Annotated in this window: 13 protein-coding genes; 3 read left to right on the plus strand and 10 right to left on the minus strand. The window is 67.6% G+C overall.

Annotated features, from left to right (window positions below):
• The 7 genes from ACXJKM_RS02080 to ACXJKM_RS02110 form a co-directional block, all read right to left on the minus strand.
• On the minus strand, positions 1–407 hold a 407-nt coding region (locus tag ACXJKM_RS02080), incomplete at its 3' end, for a hypothetical protein (protein WP_457349932.1).
• A 209-nt stretch (positions 408–616) separates the two neighbouring features.
• On the minus strand, positions 617–1,777 hold the full coding sequence (locus tag ACXJKM_RS02085) for a ribonucleotide-diphosphate reductase subunit beta (protein ID WP_457323808.1): 1,161 nt from the start codon (positions 1,775–1,777) through the stop codon (positions 617–619).
• A gap of 156 nt (positions 1,778–1,933) precedes the next feature.
• Positions 1,934–4,849 (minus strand): ribonucleoside-diphosphate reductase subunit alpha, encoded by a 2,916-nt coding sequence (locus tag ACXJKM_RS02090; protein ID WP_056203543.1) that lies wholly within the window; start codon positions 4,847–4,849, stop codon positions 1,934–1,936.
• A 482-nt stretch (positions 4,850–5,331) separates the two neighbouring features.
• Complete coding sequence (locus ACXJKM_RS02095) at positions 5,332–6,780, minus strand: sigma-54-dependent transcriptional regulator (RefSeq protein ID WP_457349934.1); 1,449 nt, start codon at positions 6,778–6,780, stop codon at positions 5,332–5,334.
• The gene (locus tag ACXJKM_RS02100; RefSeq protein ID WP_457349935.1) at positions 6,777–8,459 is read right to left on the minus strand and encodes a sensor histidine kinase; all 1,683 of its coding nucleotides are present in this window, start codon (positions 8,457–8,459) and stop codon (positions 6,777–6,779) included. The genes ACXJKM_RS02095 and ACXJKM_RS02100 overlap by 4 nt, the downstream gene beginning before the upstream one ends.
• 2 nt (positions 8,460–8,461) lie before the next feature.
• A complete protein-coding gene (locus ACXJKM_RS02105; RefSeq protein ID WP_457349937.1) occupies positions 8,462–8,704 on the minus strand; it encodes a PP0621 family protein in 243 nt (80 codons plus the stop codon).
• Positions 8,701–9,585: a cytochrome C assembly family protein gene (locus ACXJKM_RS02110; protein WP_457349939.1), complete on the minus strand. Its 885-nt coding sequence runs from the start codon at positions 9,583–9,585 to the stop codon at positions 8,701–8,703. Before ACXJKM_RS02110 ends, ACXJKM_RS02105 begins: the two co-directional genes overlap by 4 nt.
• A gap of 324 nt (positions 9,586–9,909) precedes the next feature.
• On the opposite strand from ACXJKM_RS02110, the gene ffh reads away from it, so the two are divergent.
• Complete coding sequence (gene ffh, locus ACXJKM_RS02115) at positions 9,910–11,289, plus strand: signal recognition particle protein (protein ID WP_457349941.1); 1,380 nt, start codon at positions 9,910–9,912, stop codon at positions 11,287–11,289.
• A 147-nt stretch (positions 11,290–11,436) separates the two neighbouring features.
• Positions 11,437–11,967: a hypothetical protein gene (locus ACXJKM_RS02120; protein WP_457349943.1), complete on the plus strand. Its 531-nt coding sequence runs from the start codon at positions 11,437–11,439 to the stop codon at positions 11,965–11,967.
• Here the strand turns inward: ACXJKM_RS02120 and ACXJKM_RS02125 are convergent.
• Both ACXJKM_RS02125 and ACXJKM_RS02130 read right to left on the minus strand, forming a co-directional pair.
• Positions 11,964–12,575: a LysE family translocator gene (locus ACXJKM_RS02125; protein ID WP_457349945.1), complete on the minus strand. Its 612-nt coding sequence runs from the start codon at positions 12,573–12,575 to the stop codon at positions 11,964–11,966. The genes ACXJKM_RS02120 and ACXJKM_RS02125 overlap by 4 nt on opposite strands.
• Positions 12,572–13,474: an NAD-dependent epimerase/dehydratase family protein gene (locus ACXJKM_RS02130; protein ID WP_457349947.1), complete on the minus strand. Its 903-nt coding sequence runs from the start codon at positions 13,472–13,474 to the stop codon at positions 12,572–12,574. Before ACXJKM_RS02130 ends, ACXJKM_RS02125 begins: the two co-directional genes overlap by 4 nt.
• Positions 13,475–13,575: 101 nt before the next feature.
• Here ACXJKM_RS02130 and ACXJKM_RS02135 point away from each other — a divergent pair, with 101 nt between their 5' ends.
• A complete protein-coding gene (locus ACXJKM_RS02135) occupies positions 13,576–14,487 on the plus strand; it encodes a LysR substrate-binding domain-containing protein (protein ID WP_457349949.1) in 912 nt (303 codons plus the stop codon).
• Here ACXJKM_RS02135 and ftsY read toward each other — a convergent pair.
• Positions 14,450–15,574, minus strand: a complete 1,125-nt coding sequence (ftsY, locus tag ACXJKM_RS02140) for a signal recognition particle-docking protein FtsY (protein WP_457349951.1) — start codon at positions 15,572–15,574, stop codon at positions 14,450–14,452. The genes ACXJKM_RS02135 and ftsY overlap by 38 nt on opposite strands.
• Positions 15,575–15,610 lie beyond the last annotated feature (36 nt).

Consider the following 15,610-nt stretch of genomic DNA (forward strand, 5'->3'; position numbering starts at 1 on the left):
GCAGCCTTCTTGGCCGGAGCGGCCTTCTTGGCGGGTGCAGCCTTCTTGGCCGGAGCGGCCTTCTTGGCGGGCGCAGCCTTCTTGGCCGGAGCGGCCTTCTTGGCGGGTGCAGCCTTCTTGGCCGGAGCGGCCTTCTTGGCGGGCGCAGCCTTCTTGGCCGGAGCGGCCTTCTTGGCGGGTGCAGCCTTCTTGGCCGGAGCGGCCTTCTTGGCGGGCGCAGCCTTCTTGGCCGGAGCGGCCTTCTTGGCGGGCGCAGCCTTCTTGGCCGGAGCGGCCTTCTTGGCGGGCGCAGCCTTCTTGGCCGGAGCGGCCTTCTTGGCCGGAGCGGCCTTCTTGGCGGGTGCAGCCTTCTTGGCCGGAGCGGCCTTCTTCGCTGCGGCCTTAGCCGGGGTCTTTGCAGTTGCCATGGTTTTCTCCTTGATCAAGTGGAAAAGTCACCGTCCCGCACGGACCGGTCCGTGCGGATACGGTTATTCACCGCCCGAGAGTCGCCCAGGAGGAGCGCCTCGATACGGTGAATGGGATCGCCATGCAGCCCCGCCACGTCTAGCGTGTTGATGCGGGTTTCGCTCGGTGACTGCATTGGCCAGGTCTTGATCTTGTTATGGCTGGGACTTCAGTCCCAGCTCAGTGCCCCGCCTGATTGGTACTCGATGACGCGCGTCTCGAAGAAGTTGCGTTCCTTCTTCAAGTCGATCATCTCGCTCATCCAGGGGAAGGGATTCTCTTCGTTCGGGAACAGGGCTTCGAGGCCGATCTGCACCGCACGGCGGTTGGCGATGAAGCGCAGATAGCCCTTGAACATCGAGGCATTGAGGCCCAGCACACCACGCGGCATGGTGTCCTCGGCGTAACGGTATTCCAGTTCGACGGCCTTCAGGAACAGCGCCTTGATCTCGGCCTTGAATTCGGCCGTCCAGAGGTGCGGGTTCTCAAGCTTGATCTGGTTGATCAGGTCGATGCCGAAGTTGCAGTGCATCGACTCGTCGCGCAGGATGTACTGGTACTGCTCGGCTGCACCGGTCATCTTGTTCTGGCGGCCCATGGCGAGGATCTGCGTGAAGCCGACGTAGAAGAACAGGCCTTCCATCAGGCAGGCGAAGACGATCAGGCTCTTCAGCAGCGTCTGGTCGTTCTCCGGCGTACCGGTGTGGAAGTGCGGGTCCATGATCGCGCCGATGAAGGGGATCAGGAACTCGTCCTTGTCGCGAATGGACTGGACTTCGTTGTAGGCGTTGAAGATCTCGCTCTCGTCCAGACCCAGCGACTCCACGATGTACTGGTAGGCGTGCGTGTGGATCGCCTCTTCGAACGCCTGGCGCAGCAGGAACTGACGGGCTTCCGGCGCCGTGATGTGGCGGTAGGTGCCCAGCACGATGTTGTTCGCGGCCAGCGAGTCAGCAGTGACGAAGAAACCGAGGTTGCGCTTGATGATGCGGCGCTCGTCTTCGGTCAGGCCGTTGGGATCTTTCCAGAGCGCGATGTCGCGGCTCATGTTCACTTCCTGCGGCATCCAGTGGTTGGCGCAGGTGGCGAGGTACTTCTCCCAGGCCCATTTGTACTTGAAGGGCACCAGCTGGTTGACGTCGGTCTGGCCGTTGATGATGCGCTTGTCGGCAGCCTTCACGCGACGCGCGGTGGTTGGTTCGCCGGACAACTTGGGAGCAGGAGAGGAAGCGAGAGCAACTTCAGGCATCAGGGGTGCCGAAGGCAGTGCCGCGACAGGCTTCGCGGTGTGTGTGTCAGTGGACTTCAGGTCTTCGTCCCAATCCAGCATGGTGTGCTTCCTATCACTTCGAATTATCGGCAGTGCTTGTGCAAATCAACAAGAACTAGCTACAGCTATTTGCATCGTTCGCGCAAAGTTTGTTGCGCGAGGGCATCGAAACCGAGGCCTTCACTTGTATAGACAAGTGAAGGCCTCGCTCCGAATTTACTGACAGGCCTCGCAATCCGGATTGTCGATCGAGCAGAACTTCATGTCCGTCGCCGGCAGTTCGGGCTCGACGACGGCAACCGGCGCGACCGGTGCGGCGGCCATCGCTGCGGTGCTGTTGGACACCGCGTTGAGCTGGCCCGAGCGCGTCACCGTGCTCTTCTCGGCCTGCGTCGCGCTGGTCGTGCGCAGGTAGTAGGTCGTCTTCAGGCCGCGCTGCCAGGCGAGCTTGTAGGTCTCGTCGAGCTTCTTGCCCGACGCGCCGGCCATGTAGATGTTCAGGCTCTGCGCCTGGTCGATCCACTTCTGGCGGCGAGCACCGGCCTCGATCAGCCACACGGTGTCGACTTCAAAGGCCGTCGCGTAGAGCGCCTTGATCTCCTCCGGCACGCGGTCGATGCGACGCAGCGAGCCGTCGAAGTGCTTGAGGTCCATGACCATCACGTCGTCCCACAGGCCCAGCGCCTTCAGGTCGCGCACCAGCGATTCGTTGATGATGGTGAATTCGCCCGACAGGTTGGACTTGACCGACAGGTTGCCGAAGCACGGCTCGATGGAGGCGTCCACGCCGATGATGTTGGAGATGGTCGCCGTCGGCGCGATCGCCACGCAGTTGCTGTTGCGCATGCCGAAGCTGGCGATGCGGCCGCGCAGGGCGTCCCAGTCCATCGTGGTCGAGCGGTCGACGTCGACGTAGCCGCCGCGGGCCTCGGCCAGCAGGTCCAGCGAGTCGATCGGCAGGATGCCGCGATCCCACAGCGAGCCCTTGTAGGTGGAGTAGCGGCCGCGTTCCTCGGCCAGTTCGGTCGAGGCCCAGTAGGCGTGATAGCAGACGGCCTCCATCGAGCGATCGGCGAAGTCGACGGCAGCCTGCGAGGCGTAGGGAGTGCGCAGTTGGTACAGCGCGTCCTGGAAGCCCATGATTCCCAGGCCGACCGGGCGGTGGCGCAGGTTGGAGTCGCGCGCCTTCTTGACGGCGTAGTAGTTGATGTCGATGACGTTGTCGAGCATGCGCATCGCGGTGCGCGTCGTCTTCTTCAGCTTGGCCTGGTCGATCTGGCCATCCTTGATGTGCTGGGCCAGGTTGACGGAGCCGAGGTTGCAGACGGCGATCTCGCTGTCGTTGGTGTTCAGCGTGATCTCGGTGCACAGGTTGCTGGAGTGCACCACGCCGACGTGCTGCTGCGGGCTGCGCACATTGCAGGCGTCCTTGAACGTGATCCAGGGGTGGCCCGTCTCGAACAGCATCGACAGCATCTTGCGCCACAGGTCCTTGGCCGGCATGCGCTTGAAGAGCTTGATCTCGCCGCGGTCGGCCTTGGCCTCGTAGGCCGTGTAGGCCACTTCGAAAGGCTTGCCGAACAGGTCGTGCAGGTCCGGGCAGGTGCTGGGGCTGAACAGCGTCCAGTCACCGCCTTCGAGCACACGGCGCATGAACAGGTCGGGAATCCAGTTCGCCGTGTTCATGTCGTGCGTGCGGCGGCGGTCGTCGCCGGTGTTCTTGCGCAGGTCCAGGAACTCCTCGATGTCGAGGTGCCAGGTTTCCAGATAGGCGCAGACGGCGCCCTTGCGCTTGCCGCCCTGGTTCACGGCGACGGCCGTGTCGTTGACCACCTTCAGGAAGGGCACGACGCCCTGGCTCTTGCCGTTGGTGCCCTTGATGTGCGAGCCCAGCGCGCGCACCGGGGTCCAGTCATTGCCCAGGCCGCCGGCGAACTTGCTCAGCAGCGCGTTCTCCTTCAGCGCCTCGTAGATACCGTCGAGGTCGTCGCTGACGGTCGTCAGGTAGCAGCTCGACAGCTGCGAGCGGCGCGTGCCGGCGTTGAACAGCGTCGGCGTGCTGGACATGAAGTCGAAGCTCGACAGCACTTCATAGAACTCGATGGCGCGGGCTTCGCGGTCGATCTCGCCCAGGGCCAGGCCCATGGCCACGCGCATGAAGAAGGCCTGAGGCAGCTCGATGCGCTGCTCTTCGATGTGCAGGAAGTAGCGGTCGTACAGGGTCTGCAGGCCGAGGTAGTCGAACTGCAGGTCGCGCTCGGGCTTGAGCGCCGCACCCAGCTTGACCAGGTCGTACTGCTGCAGCTTCTCGTCCAGCAGTTCGGCCTTCACGCCCTTCTTGATATAGCCGGGGAAGTACTCGGCGTAGCGCTGGGTCATCTCACCCTGCAGCACCTCGCCACCGAGGATCTCGCGGCGGATCGTGTGCAGCAGCAGGCGCGCGGTGGCGCGGCTGTAGCCCGGGTCCTTCTCGATCAGCGTGCGCGCGGCCAGGATGGCGGCCTTGTAGACCTCGTCGATGGCGACGCCGTCGTACAGATTGCGCTGGGTCTCGGCCAGCACCGGATCTGGCTTGACGTCGGCGCCGAGGTTCTCGCAGGCCGACGCGATCAGCGACTTCAGCGCACCCAGGTCCAGCGGGCGGCGCTCGCCGCGGTCCACCACCATCACCACCGGCTCGGCGGCGCGCGTGGCCTCGCCCTGCGCGGCGCGCTCCTGCGTGCGGCGCTCGCGATACAGCACGTAGGCGCGGGCGACTTCATGGTTGCTGCTGCGCATCAGGCCCAGCTCGACCTGGTCCTGCACATCTTCAATATGGAAGGTACCGCCACTCGGACGCGAGCGCAGCAGGGCGCGCACGACGTTCTGGGTCAGCTGCTCCACCGTCTCACGCACGCTGGCCGAGGCTGCGCCGCTGGTGCCATGCACGGCCAGGAAAGCCTTCATCAGCGCAACGGCGATCTTGCTCGGCTCGAACGAGACCACGGCGCCATTGCGGCGAATGATCTGGTAGGCCTGATAGCCGGACAACGCAGGGGCGCTGGGGGCGGTGGCGTCGGATCCAAACGCGACCGGGGACTGCGACGACAGCGAGGCGGAGGTGGCCTGGCCCGTGGCGGCTTCATGCAGCATGAGGGGATCCTTTATCGAGAAATGACGGGCAAATGCGCGGCATCAACCCGAAGGTCGGGCCAGCGCATCGTGCGGTGCTTCAGTGGGGTATTTCGTCCCTGCCGCTCCATTGCCAGGCCGGCGTTTCGGCTTGGTCCCCGGGCGCTTTGCTGCCGTGGCCAAGCCACTGCAAACAGCGAATCCGAGGGGATGGTCATGGGGTCGACTGGCTCAGCAGGATATCACGAAGGAACACTATATCTATGGCCCCCGCCGTCCTCAAGCACTACCGCTAGTGTCAAACCCTGGCCGCGATTTCTCTGGACAAATGCCCTGCGCGCGCCTTTGGCCGATCAGATCGGGGCTTGCAACCGGCAACCCGCATCAACACTGGGCTGGCGGGCCGAAGCGGGCCGCAAGGCCGCGCCAGCGCTGCGTCCGAGCAAGCGCTCTATAGCCTCGCCGCAGATTCAAGCAGGGCAAATCCCGAGAAGGTTTTTCTTTCAGCTGTCACCAGCCGAGATCGCAAGCCGCGCCATGCGGTAGCGGATCTGGCGCAGCGACAGCCCGAGGCTGGCTGCCGCGGCCGTGCGGTTGAAGCGGTGCAGCTCCAGCGCTCGCAGCAGAATGGCGCGCTCGACCTCGTCGAGATAGCGCGCCAGGTCCGACGGCAATTCCTCGGGCAGGGACACGCCCTCGGCCACTGGTGCCGCCCCCAGGGGGGTGTCCAGCGCGGCGAACTGCGACTCGCTGCGGTCCTCGTCCAGCAGCGTGTCGGGCAGGCCAAGATCGTCGGCGTCGATCCACTCACCGCCCGCCAGCGCCAGCGCGCGGTGCAGCAGGTTCTCGAGCTCGCGCACATTGCCGGGAAAGGTATAGCGCGACAGCGTCTGCAGCGCACCCACCGTCAGTCGTGGCGCTGGTGACACGCCAGCGTCCTGGGCGATGCGGGTCAGCACCCGGGCGCTGATCAGGCCCAGGTCCTCCAGGCGCTCGCGCAGCGGCGGCACGCGGATCTGGATGACGTTGAGGCGGTAGAACAAGTCCTGGCGGAAGCGCCCCGCCGCCACCTCGGCGGACAGATCCTTGTGCGTCGCGCTGAGGATGCGCACATTGATCGGCGTCTCGGCGGTGGCGCCGACCGGCCGCACCGAACGCTCCTGGATGACGCGCAGCAGCTTGCTTTGCATCGCCAGGGGCAGGTCGCCGATCTCATCGAGGAAGAGCGTGCCGCCATCCGCCGCCTGGAAGAAGCCCTCGCGGTCCTCGTTGGCACCGGTGAACGCGCCCTTGCGGTAGCCGAAGAACTCGGCCTCCAGCAAGTTCTCGGGAATGGCGCCGCAGTTGACGGCGATGAAGCCCTGCCCGGCGCGCACGCCGTGGTCGTGGATGGCCCGCGCCACCAGCTCCTTGCCGGTCCCGGATTCACCCTGCACCAGCACCGGCGCCATGCTGCGCGCCACCTTGTCGATCAGCGAGCGAACCGCGCGGATGGCCGGTGATTCACCCACCAAGCGCAGCGCCGACGCCGGCATTGCCACGCTTTTTTCTTGCGCCGCCGGGCTGGGATCGGGCGCCACGCGGCCCAGTGCCGAACCGACGACGAGGCGGAACTGGCGCAGGTCCACCGGCTTGGTCAGGTAGTCGTAGGCGCCGGCCTTCAAGGCCTCCACCGCGTTCTCGGCCGAGCCGAACGCCGTGATGACGATGGCCTTCTCGGGTCGGCCGGCCTGCTCCAGCCAGCGCAGCAATGCCAGGCCCGAGCCGTCGGGCAGCTTCATGTCGGTGATGACGGCGCTGTAGGTCTGGGCCTGCAGATGCGCCAGCGCCTCTGCCACCGTGCCCGCACTGTCGATCTCATAGCCTTCACGCAGCAACGTCAGCTCGTAGAGCGTGCGCAGATCGGGCTCGTCGTCGACGACCAGCAGGCGCGGGAGCGTGGCAGTAGTCATGCAGAGGATGCAGATGGGGGCGTGCGCAGTCGAACGCAGAACTCGTTGGCCGCCGCGTCAGTGGCGCGGCGGTAGTCGATGCGGGCGCCATGACGCTCGCACAGTTCACGGCAAATGTAGAGGCCCAGGCCCGAACCGCGGCTGCGTGTCGAGAAGAAAGGCTCGAACAGATGGCGCTCGATCTCGTGCGGCACCGGCGCGCCCGCGCTGCGCACGACGAGGTCCAGCGCATCGCCGTGGCGGTCCAGCGCCGCCTGGATCGCGCCCGCGCCAGGCTCGGCATGGCGGTGCGCGTTGTCGAGCAGATTGACCAGGACGCGGCGCAGATGCTCGGCGTCGAACAGCCCCATCAGCCCAGGCGCGGCGATGTGCAGCCGGAAGCGACTCTGGGCACCGGGCTCGACGCCATTGACCTGGGCCCAGTCCTCACAGGTCTCCTGTACCAACAGGCTGACGTCCAGCGGCTGGGTGTCGGGCTGCATGCCGGGCGCCAGCTCGCTGACGTCGTCGACCAGGCGCTTGAGCCTTTGCACATTGGAGGCGACCATCCTGGTCAGCTGCTCGGCGCGCCCGCCGGCGACGTCCTCGGCCAGCAAGGCATTGGCCTGGGCGATGGCCGCCAGCGGGTTGCGAATCTCGTGAGCGATGCCGGCCGACACCCGGCCCATGGCGGCCAGTTTCTCCTGGCGGGTACGCGCCAGCAGCTCGCGGTTGTCCTCGACGAACAGCACGCACAGCTCCTCGCTGCCCTCGCGCTGGCGTGTGAAGCGCAGGCGCAGGCGCAGGCTGCGCGCGGCGCCGCTGTCCAGCGCCAGCGCCACGTCGACTTCCGCTCCCCCCTCGCCGGCGCTGCCGCCATAGGCTCGCTCCAATGCGAGCACCAGGGGCTGCCAGTCGGCCCGCCCGCGCAACTGCCAGCTCAGCTCTCCGCTGGCGGCGCCCAACAGGCTGCGCGCCGCCGGGTTCATCGCGCGGATACGGCCACGCCGGTCGACGACGAGCACGCCCTCCTGCATCTCATCGATGACCAGGCGGTTCAGCAGCTCCTGCTGGCGGGCGAGCGCCAGGCTGCCCCGTGCGGCCTTCTCCTCGCGAGCGAGCCGCGCGCTGAGCTCACCGGCTAGCAGGCTCACGGCGAACAGGCCGCTGCCCACCAAGCCGGCCTGCGTCGTCTTCAGGCCCACGTCCAGGCCGGCCAGCAGCGACCAGGCGGCCGCACCGAGCAGGCCCAGCGTTGCCATCGCCGCCGTAGCCAGCGCCAGCATGCGCGGGCTCAGCACGGCCGCCATCAGCACCGGCATGACGAAGAGGGCGCCGTAGTTCACCCCACTCGGGTCCAGCGCATGCAGCACGCCGAACAGGATCAAGTCCACGCCGATGGCGCTCCACCAATGGGGGCTGCTGATGCGCGCCAGGCTGCGCGCCGAGGCGCCCCGCCGCAGCTGCGGCGCCAGCCACAGGGCCAGGGCTGCCATGGCATAGGACAGGCTCAGGGCCAGCGTCGAGCGCGCCGGCGTCGTGCCGAGAACGACCGAGATCAGTTGGGCCATCACCAGGGCCAGGCCCAGGGCTGCACGCGCCGACAGGAAGGCGCGGTATAGACGCTCGAACGAAGCGCTGGCCTCGGCCGGCGGCTCCGCCGGCGGCTGCTCGACGAACCAGCTGCCGGCGCCGGCCACCGTCAGGCCTGCCCCTCGCGGGCCTCGAAGCTGGTGCGATGCGCCGCGCTGCAGAAGACACCACCCTTGCCCGGCAGCGCCTCATCGACGGGCAGATGCATGCCGCATTCGGCGCAGCGCAGCATGGCTTGCGGCGGCGCTGGCGGCTGGGGCTTGCGCGCCTCGGGTTCGCGCGGCCGGCCGCGCTTGATGCCCAACACAAAGAACAGGCCCGCCAGCAGGGCCAGCAGCAGCAGGTATTTCATGCGCCGCCTCCGTTGACACCGCGCTGCAGGATGACCTCCAGCACGAAGCGCGAGCCGGCATAGGACAACAGCAGCAAGGCCGCGCCGGCGTAGAGCCAGCGCGTCGCACGCCGGCCGCGCCAGCCGTAGATGCGCCGCCCGACCAGCAGGCCGGTCAGCACCAGCCAACCAAGCACGGCCAGCAGGTTCTTGTGGTCCCAGCGCCAATGCGGTGTGAACCACCATCCCAGCAGGATGGCCAGGGACAGCACGCCGACGCCGGCGGCCACGAACTGGAAGGTCAGGCGCTCAAGCCGCAGCAGCGGCAGCCCGGCCGGTGCCGACTGCTTGCGGCGCAGCTGCATCTCGGCGCGGTTCATCAGCGCCGCATGCAGCACCGCCACGCCGAACAGGCCGTAGGACGCCAGGCCCAGCACCCAGTGCAACGGCGCCCAGGGCGACGCGGCCAGCGGCCGGCTCTCGCCGGGGAAGCCCCAAGCCAGCAGCACGGCCGCCGCCGCCAGCCAGGCCAGCACGCGCCGCACGCTGTGCAGGGGCAGGAAGCGGCTTTCAACCAGATAGACCGTCAGCACCAGCCAGGTCGTCATCGACAGCGCCGGCGCGAAACCGAAGCGCGCACCCGGTTCGGCCAGGCCGTAGCCACTGATATCTATATAGAGGGCGGCGAACTGGGCCGTCCAGGCCAGGGCCATGGGCGGCACGGACCGCAGCGGCCGCCGCACGGAGGCATCGTCGCCGGCGCGCGCGCGCAGCAGCCCAACCCAGACATATCCCAGCAGCGCCAGCGCGCTGGCGACGGCCAATGCCGGCCCGGGGCCGAGGCTTTGGGCGCCGGCTGCGGCGTCTCCAGCATCGGCAAGAAGGGCGGGCGATAAACTCATGGCTGCAGTGTACTTTTGGCCTGCCGCCGTTCTGGCGGTCCAGGAGGCTGTCGGGCTTTGGGCGGGGTGCGCGCCGAGGCGAGTTGCGAGGCCAGGCTAGGCGTCGACGAGGCGTTGGGTGGGGCCCAGCAACGAGTCGGCAACGACGCATGGCCCCGCAAATCGCCTCGGCCCTTCGGGTTGGGTCTGCAAGGGGGCTGATGCGCTGTTGCTCCTCCTCGCGGGCACGAGCCCGCAGCGTCGTCGCGCCTAGCCTCAGCCCCCTTGCAGATCCAACGTGCACCCCGCCCAAAGCCCGACAGCCTCCTAGCCCACCTCCCCACCATGGCATCCAACCTCACCGACCGCCTGAGTCGCCTCGTCAAGACGATGCGCGGGCAGGCCCGCATCACCGAGAGCAACGTGCAGGACATGCTCCGCGAGGTGCGCATGGCCCTGCTGGAGGCCGACGTGGCCCTGCCGGTGGTGCGCGACTTCATTGCCCGCGTGAAGGAGAAGGCACTCGGCCAGGAGGTCGTCGGCTCGCTGAACCCCGGCCAGGTGCTGGTCTCGGTCGTGCACAAGGAACTCGCCGCGACCATGGGCGAAGGCGTGGCCGACATCAACCTCGCCGCCCAGCCGCCCGCCGTCATCCTGATGGCCGGCCTGCAGGGCGCCGGCAAGACGACGACGACGGCCAAGCTCGCCAAGCACCTGATCGAGAAGCGCAAGAAGAAGGTGCTGACAGTCTCCGCCGACGTCTACCGCCCGGCAGCCATCGAGCAGTTGAAGACGGTGACCAGGCAGGCCGGCGCCGAATGGTTCGAGTCCACGCCCGAGCAAAAGCCTCGTGACATCGCGCTGGCCGCGCTGGACTACGCCAAGCGCCACTACATCGACGTGCTGCTGGTGGACACCGCCGGCCGCCTGGCCATCGATGAAGCGCTGATGGCCGAGATCAAGGACCTGCATGCGGTGCTGAACCCGGTCGAGACGCTGTTCGTCGTCGACGCCATGCAGGGCCAGGATGCGATCAACACCGCCAAGGCCTTCAAGGACGCTCTGCCGCTGACCGGCGTCGTGCTGACCAAGCTCGACGGCGACTCCCGCGGTGGTGCGGCGCTGTCGGTGCGCCAGATCACCGGTGCGCCGATCAAGTTCGCCGGCGTGTCCGAGAAGATCGACGGGCTGGAGGTCTTCGACGCCGACCGCCACGCCGGCCGCGTGCTGGGCATGGGCGACATCGTGGCCCTCGTCGAGCAGGTCACGGCCAACGTCGACATGGCTAGCGCCCAGGCAATGGCCGACAAGCTCAAGAGCGGCAGCGGCTTCGACCTGAATGACTTCCTGCAACAGATCGCGCAGATGAAGAAGATGGGCGGCCTGGGCGGCCTGATGGACAAATTGCCGCAGAACATGATGGGCAACAAGCAGCCCGGCCAGGCCGACATGGACCGCGCCGAGCGCGACATGAAGCGCATGGAAGGCATCCTGCGTTCCATGAGCGCCAAGGAGCGCTCACACCCGGCCCTCTTGATGGATGGCAAGAGCAAGGCCAGCCGCAAGCGCCGCATCGCCACCGGCGCCGGCGTGCAGATCCAGGACGTCAATCGCCTGCTGAATCAGTTCGACCAGATGCAGCAGATGATGAAGAAGATGAAGGGCGGCGGCCTGATGAAGATGATGAAGCGCATGGGCGGCATGAAGGGCCTGCCGGGGATGTAAACCCGCAGGCTTGCACTCTCGATCGTTCGTTCGATCCGCGCGCAGACAGCCTGTCGTCAGCAGGGACACAAGTCCACACACTTGGTCCCAAGGTCGAGGGACAACGGAGCATGGTCAAGAACCGGCGCGGCCGCTAGCGTCGCGCGCATGCTGAACCTTCACCTCCCAAGAGCCGTTGGCGCCTGGCTGAGCAACCTCACCGGGCAAGGCAGAGCGCCTCGCAAGGACGCCAGCGACACCGTGATGCAGTGGCCGCCCACCGCTGCGCGGGTGCTGGTGAGCGCGGAGCGCCATGCCCACAAATGCATCGCGCAAGCCCTGGCACTGGAACACCCCAAGGGCTTCCTGCTGGCCCATGTGCCGCTGCACAAGCTGGTGCGGGTGCCGAAGCAATACTCCTACCGCGAGTGGCTGTCGCGCACGGGCTTGCTGACCGTCGACTTCGCGCTTTGCGACGAACACGGCTATGCGCGCTCCGTCGTTCTCCTGCCCGTTGCCGACGAGCCTCGCCATTCCAGAAAACGGGATCGCCTGTTGCGCGTGCTGGGCGCCACCGAGCTGGCGGTCACACCGTGGAACCGGGAATGGCAGAACGAGTCCAGCGACCGGCTGCGTGACACGCTGTTCCCCAAGCCGCGCGCATCCGGCTACTACGCCGATACGCCACACGCGCATTAGCCGAGCATCACCAGGGCCGCGCAGCCCAGCAAGCCCAGACCGCCGAGGCGGTTCAACCAGGGCCCGGCGGGCATGCGGGCACGACGGCGCAGCAGGACGGCACCTGCGATCAGCAGCGCGAACCAGCCGATGTTGATCAGCTCGAACAGCAGGCCCAGGTGCATGAAGCCGCCCAGCCAGTCGGTGTTGTCAATCGTCAGGAAGAGCGGAAAGAAGGCGCCGAAGAACAGGATGGGCTTGGGGTTGAGCAGCGTCAGCAGCAGGGCCGGACCGAAAGCGCCGCTGGCCTTCCCGCTGAATTTCTCCTCCATGGTGGCAGGCGCCGCAGCGCTGCGCAGCATGGTCAGCCCAAGCCATGCGACGTACAGCGCGCCGACCATCCGCAACGCCACCAACGCCGCCGGCCATTGCTGCAGGAGGCTGCCCAGCCCCAAGCCAGCCGCCATGATCAGCAACAGATCGCCGGCCACCAGGCCGCCAACGGCCAGCATGGCGCGAGGCGCCGCCGTGCGCACCTGGCCGAGCACATAGAGCGTCGCTGGCCCCGGCACGACAATGACGAGCAAGGCTGCCAGCAGGAAGGCGCCAAGGTGTTGGACGCCGTTCATGCGCCCACCCCTTCACCAGCCAGCGCTGCTGCGTGCGTGTCGATGAGGGCATCCAGCCAGTCGTCCAGGGGATCAAACAGCCAGCCCAGCGCCGTCGCGCGACCGGTGTCCAGCGCGTGAAGCGCGGCGTAGTCGAAAGGGCTCGCACCGGCACCAGCTTTCGGCGTCATCAGCGCCTCGCGCCCCAATCTTGTCGCGATACGCGCATGCAGTTGTGGCGCCGTCAGCGTGCCGCGGCTCGCGACGTTGAGCGGGCCGAGAAAGTCCTGGCGGCCAGCCCAGACCAACAGCGCCACCACGCCAGGCACATCGATGAAGGAGGTCGCGCCCGGCACCGCCGCATGCAGCAGCGGTTCGCCACGGAGGACCCGCTCGACATAGCCGCGCAGCCGGCCGGTGAAATCCTCCGCGCCGCCCAGCACGTGGGCCAGCCGAAGCGTCGCGACCGGCAGCTCCCGAGCCCTCAGCAGCTGGACCTCGGCGCGACGCTTGCCGTCGCCATAGGCCGTCGGCGGCTTGTCCACGGACCGCGCCAGGTCGAGATCCTCCTCTCGATAGGCGCGCGCCAGCTGGCCATGCCGCGCGTCATAGACCTCGAGCGTCGACGTCATCAGGTAGCGGCCGACCTTGCCGGTGAACAGGCGTGCGGCGAGTGCGGCTTCATCCGGGCCGTAGCACATCTGGTCGTAGACGACGTCAAAGCGCGCATCGCTGAACGCAGCCTGCATCGCCGTCGCGTCGCCGCGGTCCACCGCGATGCGGCGCACGCGCATGCCGAAGGGATCGGGCGTGCGGCCGCGCGTCGCGATCGTCACGCGGTTGCCAGCAGCGAGCAAGGCCTCAACAAGAGGAATGCCGAAAAATCGGGTTCCGCCGATGACCAGGATTTCTTGACTCATGACTCGTCCGTGGAGTGATGGCCAGCAGTCTTCCCCTGCGGGGCGAGAAGCGAAACCGAGATTTAGCTATCCTGAGGATCAGGAAAACTTGCCCTCGCTCCATGCCCAAGCCTTTTGCCAGCCTGTCCGGCCTGCTCGACTTCGAAGCGGCCGCCCGCCACGATGGCTTTCGCTCGGCAGCGGCCGAGCTGCACAAGACGCCGGCAGCGTTGAGCCAGCAGATCAAGCTGCTGGAGCAGTCCCTGGGCCTGGCCCTGTTCGTGCGCCACGCGCGCCATGTCGCCATCACGCCGGCCGGGCGCGCGCTGGCCGCGAGCGTCACGCGCATGGTGGGCGAACTGCGCGAGCAGGTGCTGGCGCTGCGCGAGACGCAGGACCCGCACACCGTGCGTGTATCCAGCACGCATTCGCTGACGATGAAGCTCCTGGTTCCGCGGCTGCATGCGTTCACCGCGACCCATCCGGCGGTCGACGTGCGCGTGCAGGCCAGCGACCAGCTCGCCGACCTCGACGGTGGGGGCTGCGACATCGCGCTGCGCTACCAGGCCCTCGACAAGATGGGTGAGCCGCCGCTGTACGCCGAGCAGCAGGTCGTCGCCTACAGCCCTGCCCTCACGCCCAAGCCGGCGCCACTGGCCGAGTTGCTGCGCCAGCCGCTGCTGCACGAGGAAGGGGGGCTGCAGGCCTGGCAGCGCCTGCTGTCGCGCGAGGGGCTGGCCGCGCGGCGGCATCTCGATTTCTCACGCAGCTACAGCCATGGCGGGCTGCTGGTGCAGGCTGCGGTGGCCGGGCTGGGCGTGGGCCTTGTGCCGTTCGCGCTTGCGGCCGAGGACCTGGCCCAGGGCCGCCTGGTGCTCGCCAACTGCGCGCCGCTGGCTTCGGCCTATGGCTACCGGTTGCTGCGTGGTGCGGCCCGCGTCGGCGCGCCGGCCGTCGACGCGTTCGAGGCCTGGATTCGCACCGAGTTCGGGCGGCTTACTCCAGCAAGGCCCGCGCGAACTCGCGCGCGCTGAAGGTCTCGAGGTCTTCCAGCTTCTCGCCCACGCCGATGAAATAGACCGGCACAGGCCGCTCGCGCGCTATTGCCGCCAGCACGCCACCCTTGGCGGTGCCGTCGAGCTTGGTGACGATGAGCCCGGTGAGGCCCAGCGTTTCGTCAAAGGCCTTGACCTGGTTCAGCGCGTTCTGGCCGGTGTTGCCGTCCACCACCAGCAGCACCTCATGAGGCGCACCTTCCTGGGCCTTGTTGATGACGCGCTTGATCTTCTTCAGCTCTTCCATCAGGTGGAGCTGCGTCGGCAGGCGGCCGGCGGTGTCGGCGATGACGACATCGGCACCACGCGCGCGTCCGGCATTGACGGCGTCGAAGGACACGGCCGCGGGGTCGCCGCCCTCCTGGCTGACGATCTCGACCTTGGCGCGGTCGGCCCACACACCCAACTGCTCGCGCGCCGCGGCGCGGAAGGTGTCGGCAGCCGCCAGCAGCACCTTCTGGTCGGCTTCGGCAAGATGGCGGGTCAGCTTGCCGATGCTGGTCGTCTTGCCGGCGCCATTGACGCCCACGACCATCATGACAGTGGGCGTGTGACGGCCAACTTCCAGGCCCCTTTCCAGCGGCGACAGCAACTCGGTGAGCGCGTCGATCAGCAGACCACGCACGGCCTGCGGGTCGCTGGCCCGGGCGTCCTTCACGCGACGCTTCAGGTCATCGAGCAGGAACTGCGTGGCCTTGACGCCGGCATCGGCCATCAACAGGGCTTCTTCCAGCTCCTCGTAAAGCTGGTCGTCGATCTGGGTGCCGGTGAAGACGCCGGCGATGCTGCCGCCCGTCTTGCGCAGGCCGGCACGCAGCCGCTCCATCCAGCTCTGGCGCGGCGCAGCGGCGGGTTCGGGCGCCCTCGGCGGCAGGGCGACGGACAGCGCGGGAGTCGGCGCGGCGGGAACGGGTGCTTGGGGCGCGGCGACCGGTGGTGCAACTGGCTCGGGAGCGGCGGGCGGAGGTGGCGGGCTGGCGGGCTTGGTGACCCAGCCCTCGGGCAGCAGGGTGGGCGCCTCGTCGGGCACCGGCGCCGGCGCCGTCTTCTTGAAGAAACTGAACATGGGGGCATTCTCGCCGGCCCAGGCGAAGGCCCCTTT

This window comes from Roseateles sp. P5_D6 (genome assembly GCF_054049415.1).

What these genes read in the sequence shown, in the direction of transcription:
- ACXJKM_RS02085 (WP_457323808.1), bottom strand. Translation starts at nt 1,777, where the DNA reads ATGCTGGATTGGGACGAAGACCTGAAGTCCACTGACACACACACCGCG.
- ACXJKM_RS02090 (WP_056203543.1), bottom strand. Translation starts at nt 4,849, where the DNA reads ATGCTGCATGAAGCCGCCACGGGCCAGGCCACCTCCGCCTCGCTGTCG.
- ACXJKM_RS02095 (WP_457349934.1), bottom strand. Translation starts at nt 6,780, where the DNA reads ATGACTACTGCCACGCTCCCGCGCCTGCTGGTCGTCGACGACGAGCCC.
- ACXJKM_RS02105 (WP_457349937.1), bottom strand. Translation starts at nt 8,704, where the DNA reads ATGAAATACCTGCTGCTGCTGGCCCTGCTGGCGGGCCTGTTCTTTGTG.
- ACXJKM_RS02110 (WP_457349939.1), bottom strand. Translation starts at nt 9,585, where the DNA reads ATGAGTTTATCGCCCGCCCTTCTTGCCGATGCTGGAGACGCCGCAGCC.
- ffh (WP_457349941.1), top strand. Translation starts at nt 9,910, where the DNA reads ATGGCATCCAACCTCACCGACCGCCTGAGTCGCCTCGTCAAGACGATG.
- ACXJKM_RS02120 (WP_457349943.1), top strand. Translation starts at nt 11,437, where the DNA reads ATGCTGAACCTTCACCTCCCAAGAGCCGTTGGCGCCTGGCTGAGCAAC.
- ACXJKM_RS02125 (WP_457349945.1), bottom strand. Translation starts at nt 12,575, where the DNA reads ATGAACGGCGTCCAACACCTTGGCGCCTTCCTGCTGGCAGCCTTGCTC.
- ACXJKM_RS02130 (WP_457349947.1), bottom strand. Translation starts at nt 13,474, where the DNA reads ATGAGTCAAGAAATCCTGGTCATCGGCGGAACCCGATTTTTCGGCATT.
- ACXJKM_RS02135 (WP_457349949.1), top strand. Translation starts at nt 13,576, where the DNA reads ATGCCCAAGCCTTTTGCCAGCCTGTCCGGCCTGCTCGACTTCGAAGCG.
- ftsY (WP_457349951.1), bottom strand. Translation starts at nt 15,574, where the DNA reads ATGTTCAGTTTCTTCAAGAAGACGGCGCCGGCGCCGGTGCCCGACGAG.